The organism is Pseudoalteromonas sp. S1650 (assembly GCF_005887195.1).
GTDB lineage: Bacteria > Pseudomonadota > Gammaproteobacteria > Enterobacterales > Alteromonadaceae > Pseudoalteromonas > Pseudoalteromonas simplex.
The window spans coordinates 20125-34346 of sequence record NZ_PNDF01000012.1; the positions used below are offsets into that span (position 1 = coordinate 20125).

A 14222-nucleotide genomic window follows, 5' to 3' on the forward strand; every position below is an offset into this window, starting at 1 on the left:
AATTACTCCATCATTTTTTCAATTGGCATAACAAGAATTGAGTTAGCACCTAGTGCTTTTAACTGTTCCATTGTTTCCCAGAAAAGGGTTTCGCTGCTAACCATATGTAGCGCAACATAATCGTCGCTACCAGCAAGCGATAGTAAAGTTGGTTGACCTGTGCCAGGTAGTAAGTCGCATACTTCATCAAGCTTTGCTTTTGGTGCGTGTAGCATGATGTATTTACTTTCTTTTGCTTGGCGTACACCACGTAAACGCGGCATTAGCGTATTGATTAAATCAAGTTTGCTTTGATCAGTTAGATTCTTGTTTTGAATTAAACATGCGTTTGATTCTAAGATGGTATCGCCTTGCATTAAGCCGTTTGCTTCTAACGTTGCACCTGTAGATACTAAGTCACAAATTGCATCAGCTAAACCAGCACGCGGCGCAACTTCAACAGAGCCCGTTAACATAACTGTGCTTGCGTTAATACCTTCGCGTTTTAGGTATTGGCTTAAGATTTCTGGGTAGGTAGTGGCAATGCGTTTACCTTCGAACCAGCTTTTATCTTGTGGACCAAGTTCTTGCGGCCATGCAAGTGCAAGGCGACAGTAACCAAAATCAAGCTTAGAAAGTTTGTTTACTTCGAATTCCACACCTTGACGTTTGCGTTCGGCTTGTACTTCAACAAGTACGTTTTCACCAACGATACCCAGATCACACACACCGTCCATTACTAGGCCCGGAATATCGTCATCGCGTACACGCAGTACATCAATTGGCATATTGGTGGAGTGTGCGATTAAACGTTGTTCACGAAGATTTAATTTCACACCAAGTTGCTTTAGCAACTCTTGGCAGTCTTTTGATAAGCGGCCGCCTTTTTGGATGGCGATTCGTAAACGGTTGGTATTGCTCATTATTCATTTTCCTTTAATTCAAAAACTAAAAACCCCGAGGGAACCTCAGGGCGAAAATAAATAATTTGGTTGATTGCTCGCCAGAGGTTCCTTTTAGGAATAACCTCTCAGCGAAAAACCTGACAGGCTATTCCGGTGAATGATGGTGATGATGGATAGTTGTCAGATTGAAGCGCATAATTTTTCCTGTATTGCACTCGTTTATGTAAACCAGTGCGTTAATCTGTTTAAATAAGTCACGTATATAGATAAACATGCTTTGCTAATCTTTGGCAAGCATTTTTTTGCGAAATTAAAGTATATGCTATAACTGCCGATAATAAATGGATAGATAGGAGGTACAAATGGATATCATGATCCCCTTTTTAGGTCGAATTACACGGCTACAGTTAGAAAGTAAAGGCGCATTTCACATTGCGGGCGTAAAAGATGCGAACGTGCAGCGAATTGAACTTGAAAAACGCCAAAAACGAGAAATAGAGCGACGAAAAAAAGCTGCTAAAAAAGATGATAAAAGCGGTAAAAATGCCATAGAAGAAGATGAAGAGGGTAATAAACACCTAGATACATGGGCATAGCAGAAATTTAAGAAATTGTTTGTATGCAATAGACCATTTTTTTCTGCTAGGGTTAAGAAATACATGTGATTTTGATCAAAAGGCAATCTAATGGAACGACCAGCAGTGCCGTTAAATGAGCAAGCAAGGCTTGAAGAGCTTCGCTCTTTGGATGTATTAGACTCTCAGAGCGACCCCGCCTTTGACCGAATCACTCGCCTTGCCCAACAGTTTTTCTCTGTGCCAATTTGTGTCATTAGCTTAATTGACGAGCATAGACAGTGGTTTAAGTCATGTGTGGGGTTAGATGTGACAGAGACTGCAAGAGACATTTCTTTTTGCGCCCATGCAATTTTATATAAAGACCCCCTAGTGGTTGAAAATGCCTTAAACGATAAACGTTTTGCAGATAACCCGCTGGTAATGGGTGACCCAAATATTCGTTTTTATGCAGGTTGCCCAATCACACTTAAATCAGGAAATAGAATTGGCACTTTGTGCCTTATTGATCACCAACCTCGCAGTTTTAACAATAAAGATACTAAAGTTTTAAAAGACTTTGCAGCAATTGTCGAGCGTGAGTTTGCGGTTATGCAATTAGCAACCACAGATGAGCTTACCTTATTACCCAATCGTCGGGGTTTTATTAGCACAGCTGAACATTACCTTGATTTATGCATTCGCCAGCATTTAAAAGCAAAATTGGTATTTATAGATTTAGATAACTTAAAAGCAATTAACGACCAGTTCGGTCATGCTGCAGGCGACCGGTTGCTAAAAGATTTTGCAAGGTTGCTGGAAAGCTGCTGTCGCAAAGCGGATTTATATGCGCGGTTGAGCGGTGATGAGTTTGTAATTTTGTTTACAGATTTAAATACCAGTGATTGCGAGGCTATTATGCAGCGTTTATTTTTGTCATTCAGTCACTTACCTAATAGTTTTAATAACCAGGCTGAACTTAGCTTTTCCTATGGCATTGCCGATTTTTCAGATCAGCAGCCTTGCTCGCTGACTAAATTACTTGCTGTTGCAGACGCACGAATGTATTCCGATAAAGCACAAAAAAAGGCTCGATAATCGAGCCTTTAAAGTAAAAATCAGTGCTTAATTTTTCGCTTCTGCTGATTGAATACTGCTTTGGATCAACGGCGATATTGTCAAACCTTGTACGATAATCGAAAAGATCACCACCACATAAGTGACAATAACAATCAAGTCATGTAAATCAGAGCCTGCGATCATTACTTGATCGCGTGGGATGGCAGCTGCCATTGCCAGCGCTAAACCACCCCGTAAGCCACCCCAAGTGAGTATTTTCACTGAGTGCTTATCGTACTGGCGGTACTTTTTAAAGAATACAAATGGCGTGCCTACACTTAAAAAACGAGCCAGCAACACCACAGGCACCATGAGTAAACCTAAGCCAATTTCTTCAAGAGTAATGGGCATAGTGACAATTAGCATTCCGATGATCAAAAACAGCAAGGCATTTAAAAAGCTATCTGTGGCATGCCAAAAGTCTTTCACGTAGCGAGTATCTTCAGGCCCGGTACGCTCTGTTGCTTTTGAACGAGTAATATTGCCAAGTAAGATACCACTGGTGACCATAGCAAGGGCACCTGAGATTTCCCAAATATTTGCTGCTGCAAAGCCGGCTGTTGGAATGGTCAGGGTTAGTAGCAAACGAATGTTCACATCGCGGCTATTAATAATTAAAAAATGCCCGACTAACGCAATCACCAGACCAAACACGATACCGCCAATTGCATCAACTAAAAACAATTCTGCAACGTCAGTAAAGGTAGCTTCGGTGCCATAAAAGGCCACTGAAAATATCGTTGTGAAAATCACTAAACCAATACCATCATTAAACAAAGACTCACCTTCAACTTGCACAGAAATACCTTCTGGGGCTCGCATTTGTTTAATAATGGCTAACACTGCAATCGGGTCGGTTGGGCTGATCAAAGCACCAAACAATAAACAGTAAATAAACGGTACTGGCCAGCCAACAAAAGCAAACAAATAATAGCTCAAGTAACCAACAATGACCGTTGAGGTTATGGTTGAAAATAACACTAATGCGGTAATTTCCCACCGTTGCTTTCGCAGGGCTGCTAAGTTGATTTCTAGCGCACCCGCGAACAGCAAAAAGCCGAGCATCCCTTTTAATAGCAACTGATTAAAGTTGATACTGGAGACAACTTGAGTCATTTCGAGGGCGGTGGTATCACCAAGCATTTTAACGGCAAGTATAAGAAGTAGAGAAATAACAACAGAACCTGTTGTTATAGCAATTGTAGTTTGCATTTTGAGGATGAATTGGTTAGCAAAAGCAATAAAAATAGCTAATGCTGAAAGAAAACAAATGAGGTACCAAGCATTCATTGTTTGACCTTAAATATTTTTATAACAAGACGCAGAAAGCAGTCACTTTCTGGCCGCATATAGTACGCCTCTAAAATAGGTATGTCACAGTGTTTATGCGATTTTTATGACATTTTAGAGTAAAAATTCAAGGTGCTGATAGCATATGTATAATCGCTGTTAATAATGTCTCAAAAGAGACAAAAAAAACCTGATGAATGTGCAATTATGATAACTTCAGTTAGGTCAATCAGCCTGTTTAAAGTGAGCCGATTCTTGGCTGGTATTTATAGCTCTGATTGGGTAAGGGATCACAATTCCTTCTTTTGCGTAACGTTGATGTAATGCTTTGATAAACGCAGATTTTACCCAAAAGCGGTTAAAGTACTCTTTTGCTCTTAACATCACCGTAAAATTGATGCTTGATTGGTCAAAAGTATGAAAGACCACAAAGGTCTCGTAATCATCGATGCCCCATTCATGGCTTTTTAAGATCTGTCTTGCTACATCCAAAGTTACTTGCTCAACTTTTTCAAGGTCGGAGCCATAATGAACACCCACCTCAACGGGGACGCTGAGCTCTTTTTCAGGGTAAAAATAGTTAATGATGCGTGATTTAGACAGCTGACTATTGGGGATGACTATCATGTTGTTAGGCAACATTCTCACCCAGGTTGAGCGCCAACCAATTTTCTCAACAAACCCTTGGTCGCCACTTTCAAGCTCTATAAAGTCGCCGACCCGAATTGGTTTATCAATCACCAACTGCACGCCAGAAAAAAAGTTTTCGAGTGTCGGTTGCAAAGCCAAAGCGACGGCAAGAGAGGTAATGCCTAATGAGGCAATAATTGGGGTGATTGATATGCCTAACGTGCCTAATAACACCAATAATCCAACACACACAATTGCACAGCGGATCAAGCCTTTAATGATGCTATGACTATTCGAAACCACCACCGAGCGGGCACTGTAATAATCAACGGTACCAAATAAGAAATGATCTAAAAATAACACTAAGGCAATAATACAAATGGATTTAGCGGTGGCCGCAATAGGTAAGGGGTGCTCAGCCATAAAGCCGCTGGTGTTTAATAACTGACCAAAAATGATCACAAGCACCATCATTGTGCACAAGGTCAATGGTGTAGAGAGTGAGTCAACCAATAAAGAGTCGAACACAAAGTCAGTGCGTTGAGTCCATTTTTTTAAACAATAGATAATTACAAACCTCAATAAGAACAAAGCGATAGCGGCTAGTGCAGTGCCTCCAATGACAACCAGCCAAGGCTCATTTAGCCATTCATTTTGTATCAACTCAGTATTCATGCTTAGTCCTTAAATTCTAGGTACTTGGTATTGCTGCAAATTATGTACCCAGGCTTTTTGTGGATATTTAAGCCTTCAGCTTTGAACCACAAATAATGAAATGAGCAATATTAAATGCAAATAAAAGGTACAAATGTATACCAAATGTTATTATTTTGTATCAATAATTTTACACTTTCATTTTATTTGTTAACAATTGATAAACTTTAATTTTCTTATCCTACTGTTAATTATAGGGTTTTAGTTTAGAGTTAATACTTTATTTGTAAATTTTTTGTTTCATTTTCAATTTCGTTCCAATCAATCTAGGCTGGTCACTAATCGGGAACAGTGCAGTCCGGTTACTAGGAAAATATTAAATACATAACAATCTAACGGAGCGTAAACGTGAATTTATCTAAAATCACACTAGCAACTCTTGCTGCTTTTGCTTTGACTCAAGCAACAAGTGCAGTAGCTGCGAACAAGAAATACCTAAACGAACAAACAGGGATTAACCAAGCTTTGCAAACCAATGCATCATCTGTATTGAGTGCAAATCCAAATCAGTTAGTTGGTTTAGGTGCAGGGAATGATTTAGTTGTATTAAAAGAAATCAAAACCAGTAACGGCAACACCACGCGCCGTTATCAGCAGATGTATCAAGGTCTACCTGTCATCGGCGATACGGTTAGCCTTACATTTGATGGTAATGGCCAATTAAAGCGCGCACATGGTGCAGCGGTGTATGACATTGCCGCCGACATCGACTCAGTGTCTCCGGCACTAAACAAGAAAAAAGCAATGGCAAAAGGCCTTGCTAACTCACCGGCTGCAATTAAATCAGTTGGGTTAAAAAAGCATAATGAACAATCACGTTTAGCTATTTGGCTAGATGAAGATAGTGTTGCACACCTAGTGTATGAAGTATCTTATGTGACGTATGGCGACAACCCATCTCGTCCGTATCAAATTATTGATGCTAACAGCGGTGAAGTTTTATTTAGCTTCGATAACTTACAACATGCCAGTGCAACAGGCCCAGGTGGTAACTTAAAAACGGGTAAATACATTTACGGTACTGATTTTGACAGCCTAGATGTTGCTCAGTCGGGCAGCACTTGTACGATGAACAACGCCAATGTGAAAACCATTAACTTAAATGGTGGTACAAGTGGTTCGACAGCGTATTCGTTTACATGCCCAGAAAATACCTTTAAAGAAATTAACGGTGCGTACTCGCCGTTAAATGATGCGCATTATTTCGGTAACGTAATTTTTAATATGTATAACGATTGGGTCGGTACTGCGCCATTAACTTTCCAATTGCAAATGCGCGTTCATTACGGCAGTAATTACGAAAATGCGTTTTGGGATGGTAGTGCTATGACCTTTGGTGATGGTCAAAATACCTTCTACCCACTGGTAAGTCTTGATGTATCGGCGCATGAAGTAAGCCATGGTTTTACCGAACAAAACTCAGGCCTCGTTTACTCTGGTAAATCAGGTGGATTGAACGAAGCGTTCTCTGATATGGCAGGTGAAGCGGCTGAGTTTTATATGAAAGGCTCAAATGACTGGTTAGTGGGTCAGGAAATCTTCAAAGGTAACGGTGCACTTCGTTACATGAATAACCCAACTCAAGATGGCAGCTCGATTGACCATCAAAATAATTACTACTCTGGTATGGATGTGCACTACAGCTCAGGCGTATTCAACAAGGCATTTTATAACCTTGCAACCACACCAGGTTGGGATACTCAAAAGGCGTTCGTTGTGATGGCACGCGCTAACCAACTTTACTGGACAGCCAGCACAAACTGGGATTTAGCAGGTAATGGCGTGATGGATGCGGCGTGTGATTTAAGCTATGACCCAGCAGATGTTCAAGCGGCACTTGCTGCGGTGGGTGTGACTTCAAGCTTAAGTGCGGGTAGTAGCTGTGGCACGACTGAGCCACCTCCAAGCGGTGATGAAGAACTAACTAATGGCGTTGCGCACACAGGGATCAGTGGTGCAGCGAAAGATCAAATGTTCTTTACTCTTGAAGTGCCAGCAGGTGCAACGAATTTACAATTCAATACAACTGGTGGAAGTGGTGATGCAGACCTTTATGTTATGTATGGCGCAAAACCAACACTGAGCAACTTTGATTGTAAAAGCACTTCATCTACTAGCACAGAAAACTGCGCTATTAGTAATGTGCAAGCGGGGACTTACTACGTAATGGTAGAAGCGTGGAATCAAATTTCAGGTGTATCACTTACAGGTAGCTTTGATTCGGGTAGCGGTGGTGGTGTAACACCAATTAACCGCACTGAGTCTAACTTAAGTGTTGGTACAAATAGCTGGACTCGTTTCACGCAAGACCTAGATGCGGGTTACTCGTCACTGGATGTGACTATTTCTGGTGGCTCTGGTGATGCTGACTTGTATGTGAACTTTGGTTCGCAATCGACAACATCTAGCTATGACTGCCGTCCTTATAAAAACGGCAATAGCGAAACCTGTACATTTACAAACCCACAAGCGGGTACTTGGTATATCGACCTTCGCGGCTATCGCGCTGCAAGTGGTGTAACACTCACCATTTCGGCTAACTAGCCACCCTTTTAGGGAGCTTCGGCTCCCTTTTTTATTTTATTAAAATACACATCATAAAAGGATTGATTATGACAACCCGTCTAACGCAGTGCCTCGTGGGTTTTGCCACGCTATCACTGAGCCAAGTAAGTTATGCAGCGCAAGACGAAACAATTTGGGTCACCATTGATGCCCTCGCTGCACAACATTTTCAACAAGACACAGTGAATAAACGTAAACATAGCAGCAATTTTGCGATGCAAAAATCGGCTTTGAATCAAGTTAATTTTATGCGCGTTAACAAGCAGGATATCGCTGGGTTAAGTGAGTTTATGCACGATAACTATCATCGCTGCGGTGGTTTTGTAGCTCATGACTCATTAGCAGATGCCGAGCTCTATACTCAGCAATTAAATGCTGTAGCTCAGACAGCTATGAATGCGAGCCTTGTAAACTACAGTATTGATAATGCCGCGACAGTTAACGCACTAATATCATCGATTGATAGTAGTGAACTGAGTGATACGGTTAATAGCATGATGAACTTTCATAACCGATATTATGCAGTGCAAAGTGGTGTTGATGCAGCAGATTGGTTAAAGAGCCATTGGCAACAAATAGCCAGTAGCCGCAGTGATATAACTGTTGAGTATTTTAACCATAGCTTTTCTCAATCATCAGTTATTGTGACCATTCCTGGTGCAGAAAAAGCGGATGAAATCGTCATTATTGGTGGTCATTTAGACTCAATCAATCAGTCTAATCCAAGCAATGGTCGAGCTCCTGGTGCAGATGATAATGCCTCGGGTATTGCAGTGCTCACACAAACCCTAAAAGCAATAGTGGAAAATAACTACCAACCTCAGCGGACCATACAAATTATGGGATTTGCTGCTGAAGAAGTAGGCCTTAGAGGCTCAAAAGATATTGCTCAAAGTTATAAAACACTGGGTAAGAATGTTGTAGGCATGGTGCAGTTTGATATGACTGGTAATAACGGCAGTAGCACAGATATTGTGATGATGACGGACTACACAAACTCATCGCAAAATCAGTATTTATCGCAGTTGCTCGATGCTTACCAGCCCACAGTGAGCTATGGCTTTGATCAATGTGGTTATGGCTGTTCAGATCATGCCTCTTGGTATCAACAAGGGTTTGCCGCCTCAATGCCATTTGAATCAACAATGAGTGATATTAACCCATTGATCCACACATCAAATGATGCCCAATTTGATGCGGCTCACGCGAGTAAATTTGCAAAACTAGCTGTGAGTTATGTTGCTGAAATGGCAAAAAATGCTGGTGATGTAGTAACTGAGCCGACTAATCAGCTTGAAAATGGCGTAGCTAAAACCGGTTTGGCGGGCGCAGCAAAAGAGCAGCTATTCTTTACGCTTGAAGTACCTGCAATGAGCAGTAACCTTGAGTTTGTAACTGAGGGGGGCTCCGGTGATGCCGATTTATACGTTAAATTTGGCAGTAAGCCGACCTTACAGGACTTTGATTGTAAAAGCACAACCTCAACAAGTAATGAAAGCTGTGTGATGTCGTCAGTTCAAACTGGCACGTATCATGTAATGGTTGAAGCGTGGAATGATATTTCGAATGTGTCACTCACGGGAAGTTATAGCACCTCAGGTGGCGGTGAAAACGTTGACCGAACTGAGACAAACGTGAGTGTCGCTACCGGTAGTTGGCAGCGCTTTACTCAACAAATACCAGCAGGCCTTAGTAATTTAACGGTGACGATTACTGGCGGTAGTGGCGATGCAGATTTGTATGTTAACTATGGCTCAGCGTCAACAAGTTCAAATTATCTATGTCGGCCTTACAAAAATGGTAACGAAGAAAGTTGTCAATTTGATAACCCACAAAGTGGAACTTGGTACATAGATTTACAGGGTTACCGAGCTGCATCGGGCGTGACATTAACGATTCAAGGACAATGATTTAAATGCAATCATACTTTTAACCGTGAGGAAGCCTTGCTTCCTCATTTAGTCTTGCCCTTGGCAAGTCAGTTACGTAAAATCTGAACATCACTTTTAATCTATTGGCGAAGTTTATCAAACAACTTTTCAGTGCCACTGGCCCCCTTGCACTTTCTCTTGATGGATATACTCCTCGGCAGCCACAAATTGACATGGCTGTTGCAGTTGACGATGCCTTAAAAAAACGTCACCAATTAGTGGTTGAGGCGGGCACAGGTACGGGTAAAACCTATGCTTACTTAGCGCCTGCGTTAAAATCAAAAGGCAAAACCATCATCTCTACGGGTTCAAAAGCACTACAAGAGCAGTTGTTTCACCGTGATTTACCCAATTTAGTCAAAGCACTGAGCGCCACTAAAAAAGTCGCCCTTTTAAAAGGCCGCGCGAATTATTTGTGTACGTATCGTTTAAGTCAGCATGTTGCGCATGTGCCAACTGATGATCCTGATGTAATGCATCAACTCGCGATGGTAGCAAAGTTTGCAAGTGAAACCCGTTCCGGCGATTTAGCAGATTGTATCGGCATAGAAGAAGATGCCAAGGTACTGCCTTATGTTAGCTCAACCGCTGATAACTGTTTGGGTAAAGAGTGCCCCGATTTTCAAGACTGTTATATTCGCAAAGCCCGCTTAAATGCCATGGAAGCCGATGTAGTGGTGATCAACCATCATTTATTCTTTGCTGATATGGCCGTGAAAGACACAGGTTTCGCTGAACTAATGCCTACGGCAGACGCCTATATTTTTGATGAGGCGCATCAGCTCAGTGAAATTGCCAGTGACTATTTTGGTGAAAGTGTTAGCACTAAAAAGCTGGTGGATTTAATTAATGACTTACGAGCAATTTACCGTGCAGATATCCCGGATATGCTGCAATTAGGTAAAACACTCAACAAGTTAGAAACCAGCGTGGCAGATTTACGCTTACAGTTTGGGATTGATGGCAGTCGTGGTGATTGGCGTGAAAAGCTGGCCGATAAAGAGATTTGTGCAGCACTGCACCGGGTTATTAGCGACCTCGACTTTTTATACCAAGTTTTAAAGTTATGCTTAGACCGTAGCGAAAAAATAGAGCATCCGTTTGAGCGTACACTGGCCTTTAAAGGTCAATTAGAGCGGGTATTTGATACCGCACAAACGGGCTATAGTTATTGGTACGAAACCACTCGCCGATACCTAACGGTAAACATTACACCCCTTAATGTATCGGCTAAATTCGCACAAATGATGAAAGACACGGGAGCTGGCTTTGTGTTTACATCGGCGACGTTATCGGTCGATAACGACTTAGCGCACTTTAACGCTAGCCTTGGCTTAAAACCAACGCAAAGCATGATTGTTGAAAGTCCGTTTGATTATCAACAACAAGCACTACTTTGCTTACCGCGCTACTTACCTGAGTCACATGCGAATAATATGCCCCACGCAATTATCAAGCTGACCCTTGAGTTGATTAAATCGGCAAAAGGTCGCTGCTTTGTGCTATTTACTAGCTATCGTATGATGCACTTAGTGGCGGAAGGTTTAACCACACAAATGGATTATCCGGTTTATATGCAAGGGCAAATGTCTAAACGCATTATCCTTGAGAAGTTTACCCGTCACGGTAATGCTGTTTTACTCGGCACAGCCTCATTTTGGGAAGGAGTAGATGTTAGAGGCAGTACATTAAGTTGTGTTATCATTGACAAATTGCCGTTTGCCGCACCAGATGACCCATTATTGCAAGCAAAAATGCAAGATTGCCAGTTACAAGGTAAAGACCCATTTGCGCATATTCAATTACCCCAAGCGGTCATTGCATTAAAGCAAGGGGTAGGGCGACTTATTCGCGATAGTAAAGATAAAGGTGTGTTGGTTATTTGTGATAACCGCTTAGTAACACGCCATTACGGCCAAGTATTTTTAAAAAGTTTGCCACCTATGCGCCGCACACGCGATTTAGCAATGGCAAACGCGTTTTTAGAACAGATCAATTAGAGTAACTTAGATGATTAAACACAATATTCTTGCCTTAGATGCATCAACTGAAGCTTTATCGCTGGTGCTACATTATCAAGGGCAAACATTTCATCATTTTGAAGAGTGCCCTCAGCAGCACAGTCAAAAGATTTTGCCTTTAATTGATGAGTTACTCGCAAAGGCACAATGTAAACTAACCGACTTAGATGTGATTGGCTTTGGTCAAGGACCGGGTAGCTTTACTGGCGTGCGTATTAGTGTTGCGATTGCTCAAGGTTTAGCGTATGCCGCGCGCTTACCTTTGGTTGGCGTATCAACATTGCAGATGATGGCGCAACAAGCGTTTGAGCAAGACCAAGCTAGCGATGTGTTTTCTGCCATTGATGCACGTATGGGTGAGATTTATTACGCTCATTATAAAGCTGATGATAATGGCCTGATGACGCTTGTTGATGAAGAGCAAGTCATTAAACCTGAGTTGCTAACGCTACCTGAAATGGCTGCAACAGCGGTGGGAACAGGTTGGCAGACCTATCCTGCACTTGTTACAGAACTTGCAAATGTAAGTTTAAATGAAGCCATTTTACTGCCTGATGCAAAGTACATGCTGGCCTCGGTTGCCACTGCATTCGCTCACGGTGAAACGGTGACTGCAGCCAATGCACAGCCTAAATATGTTCGTGATACAGTGACTTGGAAAAAGCTACCAGGCCGAGAGTAACTGAAAGAATAACGGGACTTGCGTGCCCGTCAGTTATGGCACATAATTTAGTCATGTTTGATGTGGAATTACGAGTTTGACTTTACCTATTGGCTCAGGCTTTTATACCGGTGACATTCCCGGTCAATATAGCCGTAAAAATACCATTACTGATAAGCCTAAAGCGATATCAGACCAAACGGCTGAGCAAAAATCGTCAACAGAGTATGTTAAATCAAGTCCTCAAGCTGTTGCTATTGCCGATGAATTTAAAGCTGAGTCGCAAAGCTATCAGCAAACAATTTATGACAAACCAAGCAACCCAAAAACCAGTCGCGCGATTTCAACCTATACGGAATTTGCTAACTTAGAGCGCCGCGCCGAAGTGCAAAGCCTTATTGGCGTTGATGTATCTGCATAGCTAACTGGTATGATTAATAAAAGCTAATACTGAATTCACAAAAAAGCCTAAACAAAATGTTTAGGCTTTTTTATGATTGAACAGTATTTCTAAGCAATAAAATTACTGCTTAATAAAATCTATCAGCTTGTCGGCAATCGCAGTATTGTTTTGCGAACCGTAGAAATCTTCTGCACGTTTACCATAGGCAAATACTTGTACATCAATAGCGGTGTGGCCACCAGTAGTCCACCCCGTGAAGCTGGCATGATTGATGATATCTTTTACAGCAAGTAGCAGTGCTTTATCGCCCATTTTCTTAGCTTCGCTTAGCTTGATGCTGTTTGCATCAGTAAATTCGATATCAGAATACTTTTGCCATACTGCTTTTAAGTCATCGTTTTCAAGTAGATCTTTTGTGATAGTGCCGGCAGTTGCTTTAACACCTTTAACAACGTCAGTTTCCCACTTATATTGACCATGCGCGCCCAGTGTTAAGCCACCTGTTGAGTGATCGGCAGTGATAACAAGTAAGGTATCTGGGTTTTTATCTACATACGCTTTTGCTTGCTCAATCGATTTAGCAAAGTCGTCCATTTCGCCCATTGCACATGCAATGTCGTTTGCATGACCACACCAGTCAATTTGGCTACCTTCGATCATCACAAAGAAACCTTTGTCGTTTTGACCATCAAGTAAATCAAGCGCTTTAGTCGTCATTTGCGTAAGGCGTGTTGGATTTTCGTCAAGGGCAAACGGTAAACCTACTTCAGCGAATAAACCAAGTGCAGGAACCTGTTTTAAGTCATTCATAGCTGTAAAGTCATCGCTGTACTGATAGCCAGCTGCTTTGAATTCTTCCACTAGATTACGGTCTTCTCGAACGTAATATTTCGTGCCGCCACCTAACATTAAATCAACCGGTAATCTACCTGCGATTTTGTTATCGATATAGTCGTTAGCAATCTCGTCGTAGTTACGGCGTGATTCGTTATGTGAAGCAAAGCTTGCTGGTGTAGCGTGGTTGATTTGCGAAGTAGCTACGAGTGCTGTTGTCATACCGCGCTCTTTGGCAACTTCAAGCATAGTTTTTACAGGTTTTTTATCAGTATCAACGGCAATTGCGCCATTATAACTTTTATGACCACTGCTTAGCGCTGTTGCACCTGCAGCGCTATCTGTTACATAGGTATGATCGTCAGGGTAGGTATGTGCCATACCACGCAAAATAGTATCGAAAACAGTTGGGTCAACAACTTTAGTATTTGGATCATCTTTAAAGTAACGATATGCAGTTGTGTACGCCGGGCCCATACCATCACCAATCATATAAATGATGTTTTTTGGTGCTGATTCAGCCATTACTGAGCCTGCTGAGCATAATAATGCTAAAAGACTTAATTTTAATTTCATTGATGTAACCTTATTATTGTGCCCTTATTTATACTGCGAG

11 protein-coding genes are annotated in these 14222 nt (G+C 41.7%); 7 read left to right on the top strand and 4 right to left on the bottom strand.

Annotation, left to right across the window (positions count from 1 at the left end; genetic code table 11):
• Positions 1-2 precede the first annotated feature (2 nt).
• Positions 3-902, bottom strand: coding sequence for an ATP phosphoribosyltransferase (gene hisG / locus CWB80_RS03245; RefSeq protein ID WP_138600756.1), 900 nt, complete (start codon positions 900-902; stop codon positions 3-5).
• Positions 903-1246: 344 nt separating this feature from the next.
• Here hisG and CWB80_RS03250 point away from each other — a divergent pair, with 344 nt between their 5' ends.
• Together CWB80_RS03250 and CWB80_RS03255 are read left to right on the top strand one after the other, a co-directional pair.
• Positions 1247-1480: a hypothetical protein gene (locus tag CWB80_RS03250; RefSeq protein WP_054552021.1), complete on the top strand. Its 234-nt coding sequence runs from the start codon at positions 1247-1249 to the stop codon at positions 1478-1480.
• A 90-nt stretch (positions 1481-1570) separates the two neighbouring features.
• Positions 1571-2536, top strand: coding sequence for a sensor domain-containing diguanylate cyclase (locus CWB80_RS03255; RefSeq protein WP_138600758.1), 966 nt, complete (start codon positions 1571-1573; stop codon positions 2534-2536).
• A gap of 27 nt (positions 2537-2563) precedes the next feature.
• Here the strand turns inward: CWB80_RS03255 and CWB80_RS03260 are convergent, their stop codons facing one another.
• Together CWB80_RS03260 and CWB80_RS03265 are read right to left on the bottom strand one after the other, a co-directional pair.
• Positions 2564-3847 (bottom strand): cation:proton antiporter, encoded by a 1284-nt coding sequence (locus tag CWB80_RS03260; protein ID WP_054552023.1) that lies wholly within the window; start codon positions 3845-3847, stop codon positions 2564-2566.
• Positions 3848-4072: 225 nt separating this feature from the next.
• Entirely contained in the window at positions 4073-5152 is a 1080-nt protein-coding gene (locus tag CWB80_RS03265) for a mechanosensitive ion channel family protein (protein WP_138600760.1), read from the bottom strand.
• 387 nt (positions 5153-5539) lie between these two features.
• On the opposite strand from CWB80_RS03265, the gene CWB80_RS03270 reads away from it, so the two are divergent.
• The 5 genes from CWB80_RS03270 to CWB80_RS03290 all read left to right on the top strand — a co-directional run bounded on the left by CWB80_RS03270 (position 5540) and on the right by CWB80_RS03290 (position 12790).
• Positions 5540-7735, top strand: coding sequence for a M4 family metallopeptidase (locus CWB80_RS03270; protein ID WP_138600762.1), 2196 nt, complete (start codon positions 5540-5542; stop codon positions 7733-7735).
• Between the two features lie 68 nt (positions 7736-7803).
• Positions 7804-9666 carry a M28 family metallopeptidase gene (locus CWB80_RS03275; RefSeq protein ID WP_138600764.1) on the top strand — a complete coding sequence of 621 codons (1863 nt, stop codon included), beginning with the start codon at positions 7804-7806 and terminating at the stop codon, positions 9664-9666.
• A gap of 104 nt (positions 9667-9770) precedes the next feature.
• A complete protein-coding gene (yoaA, locus tag CWB80_RS03280; protein WP_138600766.1) occupies positions 9771-11687 on the top strand; it encodes a DNA repair helicase YoaA in 1917 nt (638 codons plus the stop codon).
• Positions 11688-11697: 10 nt separating this feature from the next.
• A complete protein-coding gene (gene tsaB, locus CWB80_RS03285) occupies positions 11698-12390 on the top strand; it encodes a tRNA (adenosine(37)-N6)-threonylcarbamoyltransferase complex dimerization subunit type 1 TsaB (RefSeq protein WP_138600768.1) in 693 nt (230 codons plus the stop codon).
• A gap of 76 nt (positions 12391-12466) precedes the next feature.
• Complete coding sequence (locus CWB80_RS03290; protein ID WP_138600770.1) at positions 12467-12790, top strand: hypothetical protein; 324 nt, start codon at positions 12467-12469, stop codon at positions 12788-12790.
• Positions 12791-12892: 102 nt separating this feature from the next.
• On the opposite strand, the gene CWB80_RS03295 is transcribed toward CWB80_RS03290, so the two are convergent.
• A complete protein-coding gene (locus tag CWB80_RS03295) occupies positions 12893-14182 on the bottom strand; it encodes an alkaline phosphatase (RefSeq protein WP_138600772.1) in 1290 nt (429 codons plus the stop codon).
• Positions 14183-14222: the final 40 nt, after the last annotated feature.

What these genes read in the sequence shown, in the direction of transcription:
- CWB80_RS03295 (WP_138600772.1), bottom strand. Translation starts at nt 14,182, where the DNA reads ATGAAATTAAAATTAAGTCTTTTAGCATTATTATGCTCAGCAGGCTCA.
- CWB80_RS03275 (WP_138600764.1), top strand. Translation starts at nt 7,804, where the DNA reads ATGACAACCCGTCTAACGCAGTGCCTCGTGGGTTTTGCCACGCTATCA.
- CWB80_RS03265 (WP_138600760.1), bottom strand. Translation starts at nt 5,152, where the DNA reads ATGAATACTGAGTTGATACAAAATGAATGGCTAAATGAGCCTTGGCTG.
- CWB80_RS03255 (WP_138600758.1), top strand. Translation starts at nt 1,571, where the DNA reads ATGGAACGACCAGCAGTGCCGTTAAATGAGCAAGCAAGGCTTGAAGAG.
- CWB80_RS03260 (WP_054552023.1), bottom strand. Translation starts at nt 3,847, where the DNA reads ATGAATGCTTGGTACCTCATTTGTTTTCTTTCAGCATTAGCTATTTTT.
- CWB80_RS03250 (WP_054552021.1), top strand. Translation starts at nt 1,247, where the DNA reads ATGGATATCATGATCCCCTTTTTAGGTCGAATTACACGGCTACAGTTA.
- tsaB (WP_138600768.1), top strand. Translation starts at nt 11,698, where the DNA reads ATGATTAAACACAATATTCTTGCCTTAGATGCATCAACTGAAGCTTTA.
- hisG (WP_138600756.1), bottom strand. Translation starts at nt 902, where the DNA reads ATGAGCAATACCAACCGTTTACGAATCGCCATCCAAAAAGGCGGCCGC.